Source organism: Micromonospora sp. KLBMP9576 (assembly GCF_050941805.1).
Classification (GTDB): Bacteria; Actinomycetota; Actinomycetes; order Mycobacteriales; family Micromonosporaceae; genus Micromonospora.
Genome location: NZ_CP194567.1, coordinates 928,289 through 946,825 on the forward strand (window position 1 = coordinate 928,289; position 18,537 = coordinate 946,825).

11 protein-coding genes are annotated in these 18,537 nt (G+C 73.1%); 4 read left to right on the forward strand and 7 right to left on the reverse strand.

Translation table 11 applies throughout. From position 1 onward, the window contains the following. Positions 1 to 43: 43 nt before the first annotated feature. A complete protein-coding gene (locus ACQ452_RS04400; RefSeq protein WP_433390024.1) occupies positions 44 to 1,033 on the forward strand; it encodes a 4-hydroxy-3-methylbut-2-enyl diphosphate reductase in 990 nt (329 codons plus the stop codon). Between the two features lie 42 nt (positions 1,034 to 1,075). Then, positions 1,076 to 1,525: a hypothetical protein gene (locus tag ACQ452_RS04405; protein ID WP_433390027.1), complete on the forward strand. Its 450-nt coding sequence runs from the start codon at positions 1,076 to 1,078 to the stop codon at positions 1,523 to 1,525. Positions 1,526 to 1,666: 141 nt separating this feature from the next. Here ACQ452_RS04405 and ACQ452_RS04410 read toward each other — a convergent pair whose 3' ends face one another. Both ACQ452_RS04410 and ACQ452_RS04415 read right to left on the reverse strand, forming a co-directional pair. Continuing rightward, positions 1,667 to 4,936, reverse strand: coding sequence for a S8 family serine peptidase (locus ACQ452_RS04410; RefSeq protein WP_433390029.1), 3,270 nt, complete (start codon positions 4,934 to 4,936; stop codon positions 1,667 to 1,669). A gap of 161 nt (positions 4,937 to 5,097) precedes the next feature. Next, on the reverse strand, positions 5,098 to 6,276 hold the full coding sequence (locus tag ACQ452_RS04415) for a DNA recombination protein RmuC (protein ID WP_433390032.1): 1,179 nt from the start codon (positions 6,274 to 6,276) through the stop codon (positions 5,098 to 5,100). A 168-nt stretch (positions 6,277 to 6,444) separates the two neighbouring features. Between ACQ452_RS04415 and ACQ452_RS04420 the strand changes: the two genes are divergently transcribed. Continuing rightward, complete coding sequence (locus ACQ452_RS04420) at positions 6,445 to 7,221, forward strand: hypothetical protein (RefSeq protein WP_433390034.1); 777 nt, start codon at positions 6,445 to 6,447, stop codon at positions 7,219 to 7,221. Positions 7,222 to 7,336: 115 nt separating this feature from the next. On the opposite strand, the gene ppc is transcribed toward ACQ452_RS04420, so the two are convergent. The 5 genes from ppc to ACQ452_RS04445 form a co-directional block, all read right to left on the reverse strand. Then, positions 7,337 to 10,114 (reverse strand): phosphoenolpyruvate carboxylase, encoded by a 2,778-nt coding sequence (gene ppc / locus ACQ452_RS04425; protein ID WP_433390035.1) that lies wholly within the window; start codon positions 10,112 to 10,114, stop codon positions 7,337 to 7,339. Positions 10,115 to 10,244: 130 nt separating this feature from the next. Further along, positions 10,245 to 11,282, reverse strand: a complete 1,038-nt coding sequence (locus tag ACQ452_RS04430) for a hypothetical protein (protein ID WP_433390037.1) — start codon at positions 11,280 to 11,282, stop codon at positions 10,245 to 10,247. A 191-nt stretch (positions 11,283 to 11,473) separates the two neighbouring features. Beyond that, positions 11,474 to 12,118: a hypothetical protein gene (locus ACQ452_RS04435; RefSeq protein ID WP_433390038.1), complete on the reverse strand. Its 645-nt coding sequence runs from the start codon at positions 12,116 to 12,118 to the stop codon at positions 11,474 to 11,476. A gap of 516 nt (positions 12,119 to 12,634) precedes the next feature. Further along, positions 12,635 to 13,546, reverse strand: coding sequence for a DUF559 domain-containing protein (locus ACQ452_RS04440; protein ID WP_433390039.1), 912 nt, complete (start codon positions 13,544 to 13,546; stop codon positions 12,635 to 12,637). 162 nt (positions 13,547 to 13,708) lie between these two features. After that, a complete protein-coding gene (locus ACQ452_RS04445) occupies positions 13,709 to 14,680 on the reverse strand; it encodes a cyclase family protein (RefSeq protein ID WP_433390041.1) in 972 nt (323 codons plus the stop codon). A gap of 196 nt (positions 14,681 to 14,876) precedes the next feature. Here ACQ452_RS04445 and mfd point away from each other — a divergent pair, with 196 nt between their 5' ends. Next, on the forward strand, positions 14,877 to 18,527 hold the full coding sequence (gene mfd / locus ACQ452_RS04450; RefSeq protein WP_433390043.1) for a transcription-repair coupling factor: 3,651 nt from the start codon (positions 14,877 to 14,879) through the stop codon (positions 18,525 to 18,527). Positions 18,528 to 18,537: the final 10 nt, after the last annotated feature.

Below are 18,537 nucleotides of genomic sequence, written 5' to 3' on the forward strand. Positions count from 1 at the left end.
GCCGTGGGGTGGTGGGGCGGAGGGCGGGACGTACGATGGGGGGGTGACTCAGGCTGAAGCGACGTCCCGGACCGGCAAGCGCGTGATCCTGGCCAAGCCCCGCGGCTACTGCGCGGGCGTGGACCGCGCGGTGCAGACCGTGGAGGAGGCGCTCAAGCTCTACGGTGCCCCGATCTACGTCCGCAAGCAGATCGTGCACAACAAGCACGTCGTGCAGACCCTGGAGGCCCAGGGCGCAGTCTTCGTGGAGGAGAACGAGGAGGTGCCGGAGGGCGCCACAGTCGTCTTCTCCGCGCACGGGGTGGCCCCGGAGGTCTACGAGCAGGCCCGCACCCGCTCGCTGCGGGCGATCGACGCGACCTGCCCGCTGGTCACCAAGGTGCACCAGGAGGCGAAGCGGTTCGCCGCCGAGGACTACGACATCCTGCTGATCGGCCACGAGGGGCACGAGGAGGTCGTCGGCACCTCCGGCGAGGCCCCCGAGCACATCCAGCTCGTGGACGGCCCCGAGGACGCCGACAACATCGTCGTCCGCGACCCCGAGAAGGTCGTCTGGCTCTCCCAGACCACCCTCTCGGTCGACGAGACGCTGGAGACGGTGGCCCGGCTCAAGAAGCGGCTGCCGATGCTCCAGTCGCCGCCCAGCGACGACATCTGCTACGCCACCTCCAACCGCCAGCACGTGGTCAAGGAGATCGCACCCGAGTGCGACGTGATGATCGTCGTGGGATCGACCAACTCCTCCAACTCCGTACGCCTCGTCGAGGTCGCCCTGGACGCCGGGGCGCGCGCCGGTCACCTCGTCGACTTCGCGCACGAGATCGACGACGCGTGGCTGGCCGGAGCGCGCACCGTCGGTTTGACCTCGGGCGCCAGCGTCCCCGACGAACTCGTCCAGGAGGTGCTCGCCCATCTCGCCGCCCGCGGCTTCACCGACGTCGACGAGGTGGTGACCGCCAACGAGCGGCTGACCTTCTCGCTGCCGCAGGAGCTCAAGCGGGACATGAAGGCCGCCGCGGCGGTTCGTGGCTGACCGGCGGGAACGGCGCGCGGCCCCGCTGCGTCGAACACGGATATGAGGACCCTTCGGCTCGCCGTCAGCGCGCTGGCCGTCTGCGTGGCGCTGAGCGCCTGCGGCGGCCAGGAGGGTGCCGGCGGCGACACCCCCACCCCGACCCCGACGGGAGCGCAGCCGGTGACCAGCCCGCCCAGCCCGGATCCGAGCATCCCGCCGACCCCCACCGACCCCGCCGACCCGACCGGCCCGGTGCTGCCCCCGCCCCCGAAGAGCCCCGGTGCGCCGAGTGCGTCGCCGCCGGCCGGCGGCACCACGCTCACCGGGACGGTCACGGCCGGGGTGGAACCAAACTGCCTGCTGTTGGACAACTACCTGCTGGTCGGCGGCCCGCGTGACGTGCTGACGCCGGGCGCGAAGGTCACGGTCACCGGCCGGGTCCAGCGCGACCTGCTCACGACCTGCCAGCAGGGAACGCCCTTCCTGGTCGAGACCGCCCGGCGTCGCTGACCCCGCCCCGGGCGAGAGAGCCCGCGCAAACGGTCGAGACCGCCCGGCGTCGCGGACGCCGCCCCCGCGAGAGAGCCCGTGTCAACGGGTGGAGCCCGCCCCCGGTCGGGGGCGGGCTCCGGTGTTCCGGTGCGGGACAGGTCAGTTCACGGCGCCGATGGAGACGGCACCGCGGCCGACGACCGCGCCCTCGGTGGTCACCACGGAGAGCTCACCGTAGAGCGCACGACCGGCGCCCGGGGTGGACTGGGCGGTCACCGTGCCGGTGAGGCTGGCGGTGGCGCCGTGGGCCAGGTTGAGCGGGGTGGCGGACGCCGAGAGGTTGCCCAGCGCCGCCGCGGAGAACGAGTCCCGGTAGTCGTAGGCGGTGCTGCCACCGGCCCCGTCCACCGAGTAGCCCTCGACGACCACCCGGTAGGTGCCCGCCGGCGGGTTGTTGATGGTCACGGCCTCTTCCGAGTCGCCGTCGGCGGCCCGACCGACCTCCGTGGCGCCACGGAAGACGAAGAGGTCGAGGTCGGCCGCGGCGCTGGCCGTGTTGCCGATCCGGGCGGTGAAGCGGGTCGCGCCCGCAGGCACCTCCACGGTGTATTCCTGCGACGCGCCCTCGGCGATGGTGGGCCGCTCGGCGTGGACGCTGGAGAGCGGGCCACCCTGGCCGGTCACCGCGACCGGGCCGAAGGTGTTGGCGAGCGACCAGGTCACCGGGGTCGCCGCGCCGGCCTCGACCGCCGGCAGCTCGACCACGGCCGGCTCGACCGCGACGCCCTGCACCCGCGCCGTGAGCTGGAACGGGTTGTTCAGCGACGGCGAGGTCCGCCGGGACTCCACCTCGATCTCCCAGACCCCGGCGATCGGGTTCTGGTAGTCGCGCTCCTGCGGCTTGCAGGCGTTGATGTCGGAGAAGTTGGTGTAGCAGGCGAGGCTGGAGGTGCTCTCCACCGGGACGCCGTACGGGTTGAAGGCGATGAACCGGGTCTGCGAACCGGTGGCGATGCCGGCGAGGTTCACCTGGAGCGCGCCCGTGCCCGGCGGCACCGTCACGAAGTACGAGGTGAAGCCGTTCCGGTCGACCGAGCCCTCGGCCGAGAAGGAGAAGTTGGGCTTCTTCACCTCGTTCGAGGCCACGACCACGGTGGCGACCTCGAAGTCGACCACCGAGGTGGCCGGGTCGTCGATCGTCATGATCGCGCCGTGCGCACCGGCGGTGGTCGCCTTGGCGGTGACCGAGACGGTGACGGTCCTGTTCAGCGGGAGCGAGACGGTCTTCGGCGCCTTGAAGGTGCCGTCGTTGCCGCGCAGGCCCACGTTGTGCTTCACGGTGCCGGCCGGCCCGCTGGTGCGGGTGAGCTTGACCTGGTAGCTCTTCGACTGGCCGACCCGCTGCCCACCGTCGGTGGCGGCGCAACGGTTGTAGAGGCCGGTGCCCCGGTTCGGGGTACCAAGCTGGCCGGACAGGACGGTGCAGACGGGAGCGTCGGAGGTGTAGGAGCGGGTCTCGACGCCCTTGCGCAGCAGCTTCCACGCGCCCGGCACGTTGAACATGCCGTAGCCCTGCGCGTACGTCGGAACGTCCTTGATCGCCTTCGCGGACGTGTAGATCGCCCGGCGCAGCGCGGCCGGGGTGACGCCCTTGTCGGTCGCCTTGGCGGCCGACAGCAGCAGCGCGGCGGCGCCGGCGGCCTGCGGGGAGGCCATCGAGGTGCCGTTCAGCATCGCGTAGCCCGGCGGCAGCGGGTAGCCGGCCTCGGGGGCCGGGTTGCCGGGCTGCCAGGTCGGCGCGGTGGAGATGGCCGAGCCGGGGGCGGCGATGTTCGGCTTGAAACCGCCGTCCTCACGCGGGCCACGGGAGGAGAAGTTGAACAGCGCGTTCTTCTTCTTCACCGCGGAGCCGTAGTTGGCCAGCCAGGTGTCCTTGCTGATGCTCGCCGCGACGCTGACCACGTTGGCGGCCACCGACGGGTCGCCGATGGTGTTCAGGCCCGGGCCGGAGTTGCCGGCCGAGATGAACATCTGCACGCCGTAGGTGGTGATCAGGTTGTTGTAGAGCTCGGCGCGGGCGTTGTTGCCGTCGTTGAGCGCCGGCAGGCCACCGATCGACATGTTGACCACGTCGACCTTGCGGTTGATCACCAGGTCGGCCATGCCGGTGGTGAGGGCGGCGGCGGTGCAGCCACCACCCCACGAGCAGGCGCGGGCGGAGACCAGCTTGGCGCCGGGCGCGGCACCGTCGAAGGCGCCGTTGCCGAGCATGTCGTTGGCGGCGGTGATGCCGGCGACGTGGGTGCCGTGGGTGCTCTCGACGATGCCGATGTTGACGTAGTCCACCAGGCCGGGACCGCCGATGGGCGCGGTGTCCACGTCCTCGCGGTACTCGACCACGAACGGGATCCGCTCGATCACCGGGGTGGCCGGGTTGTCGGTGCCGAAGTGCCCGACGTCGAACTTCTCCTTGTACGGCCGCATCACGGCGTCGTCGGTGAAGTTGTTGTTCTGGTTGGCGTCGACCCAGACGTTGTGGGTGGCCGGGTCGTAGAGGATGCCGAACGTGTCGGTCCGGTCGCCGTCGCGGTTGACGTCACCGGCCGGGTCGCTGGCCGCCGTGATCGACTCGCTGAACCGGTTGAACCGGTAGGTGCCGGCCGGGGCGGTCCAGGTCGCGCCGCCGGAGGTGAACGTCGGGCCGGTCACCTCGGTCAGCATCGGGCGCCAGGTGGCGTCCTCGAACGGGTCCGTGGCGGTGACCCAGTCGACGATCTTCCGCTCGCCGGTGGTGGTCTTCTGCAGCGCCGGGTGACCGAGGTCCACACCGGAGTCCATGATGCCGATCGTGACGCCGCGGCCGTCCCACCGGGGGTTGTCCGCCACGAAGTCGACGGCGCCGATCTCGTTCGTCGGCATGTAGGGGTTGTCGGCCCGGGTGCCGGCCCCGGGGCCGGGCAGCGTGGCGGCCTGCTTCGCCGTCCGCTTGCCGGAGGGGGTGACCTCGGGCGTCGGGTCGGGCAGCTGGATGGTCTCGTCCAGGTCCACGGCGGAGACGCCGGGCAGCGTGGCCGCCTTGACCACCTTGGCGGTGGGGACCTTGGCCAGGACGTAGCCGATGCTGTCGTAGCGCTCGGTGACGGTCGCGCCCAGATTCTTGAGGTCGGCGGCGACGTCCTTCGCCTCGCCCTTCTCGGTGGCCACGATCAGCGTGACGGTCGGGGCCTTGCGGGCCTCCGCCTCGCCGAGCAGCTTGGCGTCGTGCGAGCCCAGCGCGTCCACCGCGGTGGCCTGGGACATGTCCGGTGCGGGGGCGGGGGCGGCGCTCGCCGTGGCGGCACCGCCCGTCACGGTCACGGCGCTGGCCGCCATGACCGACGCGAAGAGCGCGGCGGATGTCCGCCGGCCCAGGTTTCGGGGTTTGCTCACGTTCTCTTTCCTCCAGAGAACAGGGCCCTCAGATGCAGGGCGCGCGTGAGCGAATCCTTCGCGCTGTTGCCGGGCACTGTCACTACCGGCGAGTTCGTTGTGACCACTTCGTGACGTCGGTGGATGTCCGTTGTCACATCGGCGAGGACGGGTATCGGTCGTCAGTCCAGTGTCGACCGGCCGGTCGGTGCTCCGCCGTCGACGGTTTCGAGCAGCTCCGGGGCCTGCGGCTGACGGGGCGCCAGCTCGACCTGCGCCGGCGCGGCCAACTCCTGGTCGGAGACCCCCAGCTCGGCGAGCTTGCGGGCGCTGACCAGCACGCGCGCCTCCAGCGACCCCACGGCCCGGTTGTACGCGGTGACCGCCGCGCCGAGGGACGATCCGAGCTTGCCGACGTGGTCGCCCAGCGTCGACAGTCGCCCGTAGAGCTCCCGGGCCAGCGAGTGCACCGCCACCGCGTTGCGCGCCAGCGCCTCCTGCCGCCACGAGTACGCGACAGTGCGTAGCAGCGCGACCAGGGTGGCCGGGGTGGCCAGCACCACGTTGCGGGCGAACGCGTGCTCCAGCAGCGTCGGGTCGCGCTGCAACGCCACGTCGAGGAACGGGTCGGCCGGCACGAAGAGCACCACGAACTCCGGGGTGTTGTCGAACGCGGCCCAGTAGGTCTTGGCGGCCAGCGCGTCCACGTGCGCCCGCAGGTGCCTCGCGTGCGCGTCGAGGTGCGTGTCGCGGCCCCGCTCGTCGCGGGCCTCCATCGCCGTCAGGTACGCGTCGAACGGCGCCTTGGCGTCCACCACCACCGAACGGCCCCCGTGCAGCCGGACCACCAGGTCGGGGCGTACCCCCTGGTGTTCGGTGGCGGCGGTGACCTGCTCGGAGAAGTCGCAGTGCTCCAGCATGCCGGCGGCCTCCACGACCCGGCGCAACTGGTGCTCACCCCAGCGGCCCCGCACCTGGGGTGCCCGCAGGGCCGCCACCAGCTGCTTCGTCTCCGTGCGCAGCTCGCCCGAGACCATGTTCATGGCGCGGACCTGCTCCCGCAGCTCGGCGTACGCGTCGACGCGGTCGTGCTCCAGCTCGGTGACCCGCTGCTCGTAGCGGCGCAGGGTGTCGTGCAGCGGGGCGACGGCGCGGGCCACCGCCTCCTGGGACTGCGCGGTGGCCTCGTAGCTCAGCGCCCGCATGGACTGCTCCAGCCGCCCCTCGCCCTCCCGGGTGGCGGCGAGCGTCGCCTCCAGCCGGGCGATCGCGGCCGCCGAGCGGGCGTGGGCGGCGTACCAGCCCGCCGCACCCCCGGCGGTGAGGCAGACGATCACCACGGCCAGCGTCGAGAAGTCCACCCCCCGAGCTTGCCAGACGGGTACGGCGCGCGCCGTCGCGCCGGGTGGCCGGGCGCTTCCGCGCCGCTGCCCGACCAGGTCGCGCCGCCGCAGGGAGCCAGGTCGGATGCCGCGGGTGCAGGGGCCGGCGGAAGCTTACGACCCGCCCGGCGGGGGTACCGTCGGAACATGGAACTTCTGCTGGTGGCGGTCCTGGTCGTGCTGCTTGTGGGTGCGTTCCTCTGGTGGCGTCGGGAGAGCGTCGCCCGGGAGGCCCGTCGCCTCGCCGACGTGCGGGCCGACGCGCAGCGCTGGTACGAGCGGCTCGGTGGCCAGGTGATGAACCTGCACGGCGACCAGCCGGCGGTGCGCCAGGCGCTGGTCGACGCCGGGGAGCGCTACAACGCCGCCGGCAGCCAGCTGGAGCAGGCCCGCAGCGTCGAGCAGTACCGCCTCGCCCGGGAGACCGCGCTGGAGGGGCTGACCTACGCGCGGGCGGCCCGGGTGGCGCTGGGCATCGACCCCGGCCCGGAGCTGCCCCCGCTGGCCGCGGCCCAGGGCGCGGGGCAGCTCACCCGGGAGCGCCAGGTCGACGTGCAGGGGCAGACCTTCAGGGCGGGCCCACAGCCCGGCCGGGACACCCCCTACTACTACCCGGGTGGGCGTTACCAGGGCCGGCCGGTGCCGGCGGGCTGGTACTCCACCCCGTGGTGGAAGACCGCGCTGGGCGCCGGCGCGGGTGTCCTCGGCGGCATGCTGATCGCCGACGCGCTCTTCTCGCCCGCCTTCGCCGACCCGGGCTACGGCTACGAGGCCGCCGGCCAGGAGGGCTTCGGGGACGCCACCGGCTACGGCGAGCAGGGCGGTGACTTCGGTGGTGGCGAAGCCGGCGGTGGTGACTTCGGGGGCGGTGGCTTCGGTGGTGGTGACTTCGGGGGCGGCGACTTCGGCGGGGGTGACTGGTGAGGCCGACCTCGGGCGTGACCGGTGCGGGGCGCCGCCGGCCCGACCCGGCGGTTGCCGGGTCGGAAAAGGGCACCTACCTGGGTGAAAACGCCAGGAAGGTGCCCTTTTCGGCGTCTCAGCCCGTGTTGCGCATGCCGGCGGCGATGCCGTTGACCGTGGTCAGCAGCGCCCGCTCCAGCGCCGTACCGTCGCTGGGCGCCCGCCGGCCGCCCGGCGCGGTGGCCACCGCCCGGCCCGCCGCCCCGGACTCCCGGTACTGGCGCAGCAGGGCCACCTGGAGATGGTGCAGCGGCTCCAGGTAGGTGTCGCGGACGGCCAGGGTGCGTTGGAGCACCGGGGAGCCCTCCAGCAGGGCCGGCGAGGAGGTCACCGCCAGCACCTCCCGCCTGGTCAGCTCGTACTCCTGCTCGATCGTGTGGAAGATCGGGTGCAGCTTCTTCGGCACCAGCGTCTCGACGTAGCGGCGGGCGATGCTGAGGTCGGTCTTGGTGAGCATCATCTCCACGTTCGACAGGAACGTGCGGAAGAAGTGCCAGTTGCGGTGCATCTCCGCGAGCACGTCCGCCAGCCCCGCCTCCCGGGCGGCGGCCAGGCCGGTGCCGACGCCGAACCAGCCGGGCACGATCTGCCGGGTCTGGGTCCAGCCGAACACCCACGGGATGGCGCGCAGCCCGGCGAGCCCGGCCCCGGTGTTCGGCCGCTTCGCCGGCCGGGAACCGATGTTGAGCGCCCCGAGCAGCTCCGTCGGCGTCGACGCCCAGAAGTACGCGGGCAGGTCCGGGTCCTCGACCAGGGACCGGTACGACCGGAAGGCCGAGCCGGAGACCAGCTCCATCGTCGCGTCCCAGCGTTCCAGCAGCTCGGCGGGTTGCCGGGGCGTGGTGTGCAGCAGGGTCGCCTGGAGCACCGCCGCCAGGGTCAGTTCCAGGTTCTCCCGGGCCAGCGACGGCAACGAGTACTTGTCGGAGATGACCTCACCCTGTTCGGTCACCTTGATCGCGCCGTCCAGCGTGCCGTACGGCTGGGCGAGGATCGCCTCGTGCGTCGGCCCGCCGCCGCGTCCCACCGTGCCGCCCCGTCCGTGGAAGAGCCGCAGGTGCACGCCGTGCCGGGCCGCCACGTCGCGCAGCGCGCGCTGCGCCCGGTGGATCGACCACTGGCTGGTGGTGATGCCGGCCTCCTTGTTGGAGTCCGAGTAGCCCAGCATCACCTCCTGCACGTCGCCCCGCGCCGCCACGAGCGCCCGGTACGCCGGCAGCGAGAGCAACTCGTCGAGCAGCTCGCCGCCCGCGTTCAGCTCGGCCGGGGTCTCCAGCAGCGGCACGAAGCCGATGCGCGACCGGCCGGTGTGCACGTCGCACAGGCCGGCCTCGCGGGCCAGCACCACGGCGGCGAGCACGTCGTCCACCCCGAGCGTCATCGACACGATGTACGACTCGATGACCTCGTTGCCGAACCGGTCCTGCGCCTCCCGGATGGTGCCGAAGACGTCGAACGTCTTGCGGGCCGGCTCGGTCAGCGGGGTGTCGAGCGTGGAGAGTGGCCGGCGACCGGTCAGCTCCTCGGCGAGCAGCTTCGTCCGCTCCGCCCGGGTCAGCGACGGGTAGTCGGAGGTCTCGCCGACGGCCGAGTAGAGCTGGGCGAGCACCGCGTGGTGCGCCTCGGCGTGCTCCCGCACGTCCATCGTCGCCAGGTGCAGCCCGAACGCGGAGACCGTGCGGATGGTCGAGGCGAGCCGGCCCACGGCCGTGAGCTGGCCGGAGTTGCGGGCCAGCGAGGCGCGCAGCAGCTCCAGGTCGGCGACCAGGCCGGCGGAGCCCAGGTAGTCGCGGCCGGGCACGTGCGCGGTGCCCTGGCGCAGCCGCTGCCGGGTGTTGGCGAGTTTCGCCTTCACGCAGCGGGCCTTGAGCCGGTAGGGCTCCTCGGCGTTGACCCGGCGGAACCGGGCCGCCACCTCGGGCAGGGCGTCCAGGTCGGCGGCGAGGCTGGCGGAGAGGTCGAGCGACACCCCCCGCAGCCGCCGGGACACCGACACCTCGTTGATCAGGTGGTCCATGGCCTTCTCGGTGGCCGCGATGCCGTGCTCGTGCTGGATGGTCAGCACCTCGCGGGTCACGGCCGGGGTGACGAACGGGTTGCCGTCCCGGTCACCGCCGATCCAGGTGCCGAAGGACAACGGCCGGGCGGTCGGGGACGTCTCCACGCCGAGGGCGCGCAGCGTGTCGGCGAGATCGTCGAGGACCTGCGGGGCGGCCTCGGCGTAGAGGTCGCGCAGGTAGTAGATGGCGTTGCGGGCCTCGTCGGTCGGGTCCGGCCGGTCCAGCCGCAGCTCGTCGGTCTGCCACATCAGGTCGAGCAGCTCGGCGAGGCGGCGGTTGGCGGGGCCCTCGTCGCTGGCGCCGTAGAGGATCGCGTTGGCGGTCTCGGTGTCCAGTTCGTCGGCGATGGCGCGCAGCTTGGACAGGATCGAGCGGCGGGCCGCCTCGGTCGGGTGGGCGGTGAAGACGGGCCGTACCGCCAGCCGCCGGGCCGCCGCGGCGATCTCCTCGGCCGGCACCCCCCGCTCGGCGATCATCTTGGCGGCCTGGTCCAGCCAGCCGCCCTGGACGGCTCGCCGGCGCCGCAGCTCGCGGCCCCGGTGCACCTGCTCGGTGATGTTGGCCAGGTGGAAGTAGGTGGAGAAGGCGCGGGCCAGCTTGGTGCCGGTCGTGACGTCCAGGCCGGCGAGGCGCTGCGCGGCGGCGGGGGCGTCGGAGCGGACCTGCGCCCTGATCTCCTCGACCAGGTCGAGCAGCGGCCGGCCCTCCTGGCGGGCGAGGGTCTGCCCGAGGAGGGTGCCGAGGCGGCGGATGTCGGCCCGCAGGGCGGCGTCGGGGCCGTCGTGGTCGGTCACTGTGCGCTCCTTACGTGAGTACGAAGGACAGCGCTGTCCGACTTCCCTGGATCGTATCCGCGTCCCCCGCCGGTGAGCAGGTGACCCTTGCGATCGCCTGCCCCACGGAAACGGGGTCCCCTCCGACACCTCAGCCGTCGGTGGGCGCGTCTGCGCTGGTGGGGGCCGGTGCGCGGCGGCGGAACCCGCGGCGGCGGGCGTGGAACAGCGTGGCGCTGAGCACACCCGCCACGCCCAGCGCCGTCCAGATGGTGAGCCCGGTGATGGGCCAGCCGGTCGACCGGCGGTCGAAGTAGACGACGGATTCGAGCAGGTCGGTGGCGAGCCCCGGCACGTTCCACAGGTGCATGCCGCGCAGCCAGGTGGGCAGGAACTCGGGGGCGTAGATCCCGCCGGAACCGGGGTTGCCGAGCACCACCAGCAGCAGTATCACCAACCCGGTGCCGAACAGCCCCAGCCAGGCCTGCACCGCCGAGGCGATCATGGCTGCCGCGAGGACCGCCAGCGCCCCCGCCGCGGCGACACCCACCAGGTCGTGGTCCCAGACGTTCAGGAGGGGCCCGACCACGACCGCGCCGGTGACGCCGAGCGCCAGGCTGTATACGGCGAGCGCGGCCATCCGCAGCCAGGCGCGGCGGAGACCGCGCGGGGCCGTGCCGGTGCCCAGGCCGAGGACGGTGGCGGCCAGGTATCCGCCCAGCACGTACCCGACGGCCAGGTAGAACGGTACGAGCCCGCGCGGGTCGGTCGACGCCACCGGCACCTCGTCGGTGACCCGCAGCGGCAGTTCCGCCTGCTGGGCGGCGGTGCCGAGCACCTGGACGACGACGTCGGTCGCGGCCGGCGCGGCGGCGCTGGCGATGGTGAGCCCCAACCCGCCCTCGGCGGTGGTGGCGAGCACCCCGTACACCTCGCGGGTGAGCAGGCCCTCCCCGGCGGCGGTCGGGTCGTCGTACTCCACCGCTTCGAGGAGGTCGGTCTGGTTCCGTACGGCCGTGAGGAGGGCCTGCGCCTTCTGATCCCCGCGTACCACCCCGACCGGCACGTCGCGGGGCGTGGGCCGGTGCAGCGCGCCGACGTACGCGGTGATGAACGCGGTGGCGAGCACCAGGGTGCCGAGCAGCAGCGCGGCCGTCCGCGGGAGCCTGTCGCGCATCTCCTGGTCCACGCCGCCAGCCTAGGGTGCGCTGTGTCCGGAATGTGGTCTTTCTCGGCCCGTGGCGGGGGCGCCGGCGCCCGGACCCGCGCCGGTCCGCCGAGCTGGCGGGGGCCGCGCCGTGCCGGTCCGCTGAGCTGGCGGCCGTGCCGGTCAGCCGAGCTGGCGGCCGTGCCGGTCAGCCGAGCTGGCGGCCGTGCCGGTCAGCCGAGCTGGCAGCGGCCCTTGCTGTAGCGGGCGACCGCCGCCATGATCTCCGATTCCGGCCGGTCGGCGAAGTCGAGCGTGGCGGTCAGCTCGAAGTCCCGGAGGGACCTGAGTGCCTCGCCGTCCACCCGGGTGGACACCCCGAACCGGTGGAGCACCTCTGTGTCGTGCGGCGTGACCACCAGCATCTTCCCCCGGCTCCACCGGCGGCGGCGGGAGACGCGTGCGACACCTTCCCACGGCAGCCAGACCGCCTGGCCCCAGGTCGGCCGGGTGCGGACCCAGAGCCCGGCTGGCCCGAGCGCCAGCACCGGGCCGACGGAGCGGACCAGCCAGAGCTGGCACCCCAGCGGTGTGCCGACCAGGACCAGCGGGTAGGCCACCACGTCGAACAGGTAGAGGGCATCCTCGTAGCGCATCTCCGGGCCCGCCGCGCTGACCACCCTGAGGTAGACGAAGGCGAACGGAAGGACGACGACGAGCAGGATCCCCACGGACGCCAGCGCGCGCTTCGCGAGGTGGGGGCGTACCACGTAGGGCTGGTCCTCGGGGATCCGCCTGATCACCGGCGCTCCCCCGGGGTGGCCGGGCGGCGGGCCGCCGTCGGCGGGCCGCGACGAGGGTTGGGCCGGGGTGGTCATGAGGACTCCAGGTTCTCGAACAACCTCGGGAGCCCCAGCCTAGGAACAGCCCGCCAGCCCGCCAGCCCGTCAGCCCGCCAGCCCGCCAGCCCGTCAGCCCGTCAGCCCGCCAGCCCGTCAGCCCGCCGGCTGGGCCGGCGCGGCGGCGGGTCGGCGACCGGAGAAACCCGGTCCGCCGGCCGGTGGCGTCCGGTCATGACGTCGCCGCCGGCGCACCCCCAGCTCGTACACGTGGGGAAGAGGGCCGGCAGGCCGGCGGAGGGTGAGACGACCGCGACCCGGTCTCCCGGACGTGGCTTTGGGGATAGTTCGCGCGAGGAACTCGACCTGAAGCCGGTGGAGTACCCCACGACCCGGGCGCTCCACGCCGACCCCCCGCTGGCGCTCCCACGCGGCGGGCCTTGCCGCCGCGTGGAAGTGCGCTCGCGTGAGCGCCCCGGTGATCAGGACGCCATGGGCGTTATTCGGCGGGTTTAGGGTCCATGGGCGTCCTGATCAGCATTGGCTGGGCCGCGATCAGTTGCTGCGTTCGTGGATCGCGTCCACGACCAGGCGGACAATTCGGTCGGGGTGTCGCAGTACGTCGTCCGCCGTGAAGCGCAGCACCAACCAGCCCGCCGCGCGTAGCGCGTTCAGGCGAGCCACATCCCGCTGGAAGTGGCTGCGTTCCCGGTGGTGGTCACCCTCGTACTCGATGGCGATCCGCCACCGGGGATAGGCGAGGTCGACGCGGCCGAGGAGGACGCGTCCTGGCTGCGGACGGATGCCGTGCACGTCGTGCTGCGCGGTGAGGGGTGGCAGGCCGGCGTCGTGCAGGACGAGCCGGACCCGGGTCTCCATCGGCGACTCGCTCAGCGGCTCGGCCAGCGCCAGCACCTCGCGCAGTTGGGCGGTGCCGGGCCAACCGTTGTGCGTGTCCAGGTAGCCGCTCAACGCGGGTGGTTTGACCACCCGCCGATGCAGCAACGCGTCCACCGCCACCAGCGCGTCCGTCCGGGACAACTGCCGCCCGAGGTCGAAGGCCGTGCGGACGCCGGTGGTTACCGGCAGGCCGGCGAACCGGGTGATCTCCCGGGCGGAGAGCGACAGTTGGTTGACCGACACCCGTTGGGTGGAGCGTCGGCGGGCCGCCGACGGAAGCGCGACGGAGACCGGACTCGCGCGTGGCAGGAGGTCCACGCCCCAGAGGAACGCCGCGCTGAGACCGCTGATGGCGGCTCCCGCCGGCAGGGTAAGGGCCGCGGCGTCGCACCACATCCGGTGGTCGTCCTCGCGGTAACCGTCGATGTGGACGTAGATGTCGGGCAGCAGCCGGCACCAGGACGGACCCCGCAGCATCCGCCAGGTGAGCAGGCCGGCGGCGACGGCCCGACTGCCGGAGAACGGGAGGAACGCCAGCCCGCTGGGGATGCGTGGTGCCCGTGACATTCCGACAGCTTGCCGTCACGGGCGGCTTCCCCGCTGCCCCGAAACTCGCGGCGACTCCCGTGGTCGCGGCATGGTGGTCGCTGGGGAATCGCACCTTCTAGGGCCGGTCGCTGGGGAACCGCACCGTCCGGGAGTCGGCTGCTGGCGGCCGCCGGCGACCGGTCAGGCGGCGTCGAGTACCGCGAAGGCCCGGACCGGGAAAGTGCCCATGCCGGCCACCATCGGCGGGGCGGCCGTGAACCGGAAGCCCGTCGGGGGCAGTGCGTCGAGCCCGGTCAGGTGTTCCACGACCGGTACGCCGTGCGCCAGTAGCGTGCTGTGCGCCGGTCGCTCGCCGGCCGAGGCGGGACTCATGTCGTCGATGTTGATCGAGTCGATGCCTACCAGTGCGGCGCCCGCGTCGATCAGGGCCCGGGCGCCGTCCCCGGTGAGGTACGGCGCCTCCGGCGCGCCGTACCGGTCCGTGCCGAAGTGCGCCGACCAGCCGGTGTGCAGCAGCACCGCGCGCCCGGCCACGTCGTACGGCGCCAGCAGCAGCCGGTCCACCGCGCGCGTGCCGGCCGGCACCCGGACCACGACGCCGGGCAGGTCGGCGAGGCGGTCCAGCGGGGTGGCGGCGAGGTCGGCGCCCTCGGCGAAACGGTGGGCGGGCGTGTCCACGTACGTGCCGGTGTTGGCGATCATGTCGATCCGCCCCACCTGGAACTCGGTGCCGGGGGCGTAGCTTGCCCGGGACGCCTCCCGGGTCAGCCACTGTGTGATCCGCGGCGCCGGCCAGCCAGGCAGGGTCGTCATGCCGTCGGTGACCACGTGGCTCAGCTCGACCAGCCGTCGGCCGCCCGACCCGCCCGATCCGCCTGACTGACCCGAGTTGTCCGACCCGTCTGAGCCACCAGAGCCGGCGGCGGGGGTCACGCCGCGGCCGCCCCTGTGCGGTTCCTCGACCATCGTCCGGCCGCTGATCCGCACGTCGGCCACCATCAGCAGCCCGAGGTGCCGGACGAACAGCGCCGCCAACTCGTCGTCGGTGATGTCCCGGTCGGGAACGTCCAGCCGGAACCCGTCCGTGCGTAGCCCGCCGCTGTTGGCGAAGGTGACCTCCGCGTCGAACTGTGCCCGCCACTGTTCGCCCATGGTCGAAGCCGATCACGCCACCGCCGCCCCGGTCAAGATCCGTCCTGCCGGCGCCGTCGGCGGCTCCGCGACCAGATTGTCCCCGCCGCGAGATAGGCTGGCGGGCGTGCACCCCCCGTCCCAACGGACGCGGGGCTTCTGTCGTGCTGCGGCGCTGCCAGGTGCCGGGCCGGCGACTCCACGGGAAGTGATTGACATGCTCACCGGTCTGTTCTCCGCCGCCCTGGCCGACCCCGGGCTGGCCCGGGCGCGTGACCTGGCCCGCTCCGGTGCCGCGCAGGTCGACGGCCTGGATGTCACCGCGCCGGCCGCGCTGCGTCCGTTCGCGGTCGCCGCCGTCGCGGCCGACCCCGCCGGCGACGGCGGGCCGGCCGGCGGCGCGGGGCGCCCGGTGCTCGCCGTGACCGCCACCACCCGGGAGGCCGACGACCTGGCCGCCGCGCTGGGCAGCCTCCTCCCGCCCGAGCAGGTGACGGTCTTCCCGTCCTGGGAGACGCTGCCGCACGAGCGGCTGTCGCCCCGCTCCGACACCGTCGGCCGGCGGCTGGCCGTGCTGCGCCGGCTGGCGCACCCCGCCGCCGCCGACGCGCACGGTCGCACCGGTCCGCTGCGGGTGGTCGTGGCGCCCGTCCGGTCGCTGCTGCAACCGCAGCTCAAGGGGCTCGGTGACCTGGAGCCGGTGCAGCTCGCCACCCGGCAGGAGGCCGACCTGGAGGACGTCGCCCGCCGGCTGACCGACATGGCGTACGCGCGGGTCGACCTGGTCACCAAGCGGGGCGAGTTCGCCGTGCGCGGCGGCATCCTCGACATCTTCCCGCCCACCGACGAGCACCCGTCGCGGGTCGAGTTCTGGGGTGACGAGGTGGAGGAGATCCGCACCTTCGCCGTCGCCGACCAGCGCACCATCGAGCAGGTGCCGCGGCTGTGGGCGCCACCCTGCCGGGAGCTGCTGCTCACCCCGTCGGTGCGCAAGCGGGCCGCTGCCCTCGCCGAGGAGCACCCGGAGCTGGTGGAGATCCTCGACAAGTTGGCGGAGGGCATCCCGGTGGAGGGGATGGAGTCCCTCGCACCGGCGCTCATCGGTGCCGACTCGATGGAGCTGCTGCTGGACGCCATGCCGGCCGGCACCCACGTGCTGTTGTGCGACCCGGAGCGCATCCGCACCCGGGCGCACGACCTGGTGCGTACCTCCGACGAGTTCCTCCAGGCGAGCTGGGCGGCGGCGGGCGTCGGCGGCCAGGCCCCCGTCGACCTCGGCGCCGCCGCCTTCCGGACCCTGGCCGACGTACGCGCCGTCGCCGCGAAGCTGCGTCAGCCCTGGTGGACGCTGTCGCCGTTCGGCCTGGTGGAGGCGGACGCCGCCCCGGCCCGGCAGCCCTGGGAGGACGGGCCGGAGGCGTACGACGTCACCCCCGACGACGCGATCGCGGTGACCCTGGCCGCGCAGCCGGCCCCGCTCTACCACGGCGAGACCACCCGGGTGGTCGACGACCTCAAGCGCTGGGCGGGCGAGGGTTGGTCGGTGGCGCTGGTCTTCGAGGGGCACGGCCCCGCCCAGCGGGCCGTCGAGGTGCTCCGCGACGCCGGCCTCGGCGCCCGGCTGACCGAGGAGATCCCGACGGCGCCCGTCCCCGGCGAGGTGCTGGTCTCCTGCGGCAGCCTCACCGGCGGCTTCGTCGACGAGGCGTCCCGGTTCGTGCTGCTCACCGGCAACGACGTCACCGGTGGGCGGGGCAGCTCGACCCGCGACATGCGCAAGATGCCGAGCCGACGGCGCAACACCATCGACCCGCTGGAGCTGAAGGCCGGCGACCACGTCGTGCACGAGCAGCACGGCATCGGCCGCTACGTCGAGCTGGTGCAGCGCACCGTGAACGGCGCGTCCCGGGAATACCTGGTCATCGAGTACGCCCCTAGCAAGCGCGGCCAGCCCGGCGACCGGCTCTTCGTGCCGACCGACCAGCTCGACCAGCTCTCCCGCTACGTGGGCGGCGAGCAGCCCACCCTGCACAAGATGGGCGGCTCGGACTGGCAGAAGTCCAAGGCCCGCGCCCGCAAGGCGGTCAAGGAGATCGCCGCCCAGCTCATCCAGCTCTACGCCGCCCGCAAGGCCTCCAAGGGGCACAACTTCGGCCCCGACACCCCGTGGCAGCGGGAGCTGGAGGACGCGTTCCCCTGGCAGGAGACGCCGGACCAGCTCGCCGCGATCGAGGAGGTCAAGCGGGACATGGAGCAGACCGTCCCGATGGACCGGCTGATCTGCGGCGACGTCGGCTACGGCAAGACGGAGATCGCGGTCCGGGCGGCGTTCAAGGCGGTGCAGGACGGTAAGCAGGTCGTGGTGCTGGTCCCCACCACGCTGCTCGTGCAGCAGCACTACAACACGTTCGCCGAGCGGATGAGCCAGTTCCCGGTGACCATCCGGCAGCTCTCCCGCTTCCAGACGCCGAAGGAGGCCGAGCGCACCCTGGAGATGGCCGCCGGGGGCAGCGCCGACATCGTCATCGGCACCCACCGGCTGCTCCAGGCGGCCACCCGGTTCAAGTCGCTCGGGCTGGTCATCGTCGACGAGGAGCAGCGCTTCGGCGTCGAGCACAAGGAGCACCTGAAGTCGATGCGCGCCTCGGTCGACGTGCTGAGCATGTCGGCCACCCCGATCCCGCGGACCCTGGAGATGGCGATCACCGGCATCCGGGAGATGTCCACCATCGCCACCCCGCCGGAGGAGCGCCACCCGGTGCTCACCTTCGTCGGCGCGTACGACGAGCGGCAGGTGGCCGCGTCCATCCACCGGGAGCTGCTGCGCGACGGGCAGGTCTTCTACCTGCACAACCGGGTCGAGTCGATCGACCGGACGGCCCGCAGGCTGCGTGAGCTGGTGCCCGAGGCCCGGGTCGCGGTGGCGCACGGCCAGCTGGGCGAGGAGGCCCTGGAGAAGGTCATGGTCGGCTTCTGGGAGAAGGAGTTCGACGTGCTGGTCTGCACCACGATCGTGGAGTCCGGCATCGACATCCCCAACGCCAACACCCTGATCGTGGAGCGGGCCGACCTGCTGGGCCTGGCCCAGCTGCACCAGATCCGCGGCCGGGTGGGCCGGGGCCGGGAGCGGGCGTACGCCTACTTCCTCTATCCGCCGGAGAAGCCGCTCACCGAGCACGCCCACGAGCGGTTGGCCACCATCGCCCAGCACACCGAGCTGGGTGCCGGCATGTACGTGGCGATGAAGGACCTGGAGATCCGGGGCGCCGGCAACCTGCTCGGCGGCGAGCAGTCCGGGCACATCGAGGGCGTCGGCTTCGACCTGTACGTGCGGATGGTCGGCGAGGCGGTCTCCGCGTTCAAGGGCGAGCGTCCGGAGGAGGAGACCGAGGTCAAGGTCGATCTGCCGATCGACGCGCACCTGCCGCACGACTACGTCGGCGTGGAGCGGCTGCGTCTGGAGATGTACCGCAAGCTGGCCGAGGTGCGCGACGTGGAGCGGCTCGACGAGGTGGTCGCCGAGATGACCGACCGCTACGGCGAGCCGCCCGCCCCGGTGCAGAACCTGGTCGCGGTGGCCCGGTTCCGGTTGCTGGCCCGCCGCTACGGCCTGACGGACGTCTCCATGCAGGGCAAGCACATCCGCTTCGGCCCGTTGCCGCTGCCCGACTCGAAGCAGCTACGGCTCAAGCGCTACCACCCGGACTCGGTCTACAAGCAGGCCCTCGACCAGGTCAGCGTGCCGCGCCCGAGCACCCGCCGGATGGGTGGCGAGCCGCTGCGCGACCAGGCCCTGCTCCAGTGGTGCGCCCAACTGCTGAAGGACGTGTTGGGTGAGCCGGCCCTGGCGGAAGCCGTGGCCCGGTGAGCGGGGGCAC

Excerpts from the sequence above, each read along its gene's own strand:
- ACQ452_RS04405 (WP_433390027.1), top strand. The coding sequence starts at position 1,076 with ATGAGGACCCTTCGGCTCGCCGTCAGCGCGCTGGCCGTCTGCGTGGCG.
- ACQ452_RS04420 (WP_433390034.1), top strand. The coding sequence starts at position 6,445 with ATGGAACTTCTGCTGGTGGCGGTCCTGGTCGTGCTGCTTGTGGGTGCG.
- ACQ452_RS04435 (WP_433390038.1), bottom strand. The coding sequence starts at position 12,118 with ATGACCACCCCGGCCCAACCCTCGTCGCGGCCCGCCGACGGCGGCCCG.
- ACQ452_RS04440 (WP_433390039.1), bottom strand. The coding sequence starts at position 13,546 with ATGTCACGGGCACCACGCATCCCCAGCGGGCTGGCGTTCCTCCCGTTC.
- ACQ452_RS04445 (WP_433390041.1), bottom strand. The coding sequence starts at position 14,680 with ATGGGCGAACAGTGGCGGGCACAGTTCGACGCGGAGGTCACCTTCGCC.
- mfd (WP_433390043.1), top strand. The coding sequence starts at position 14,877 with ATGCTCACCGGTCTGTTCTCCGCCGCCCTGGCCGACCCCGGGCTGGCC.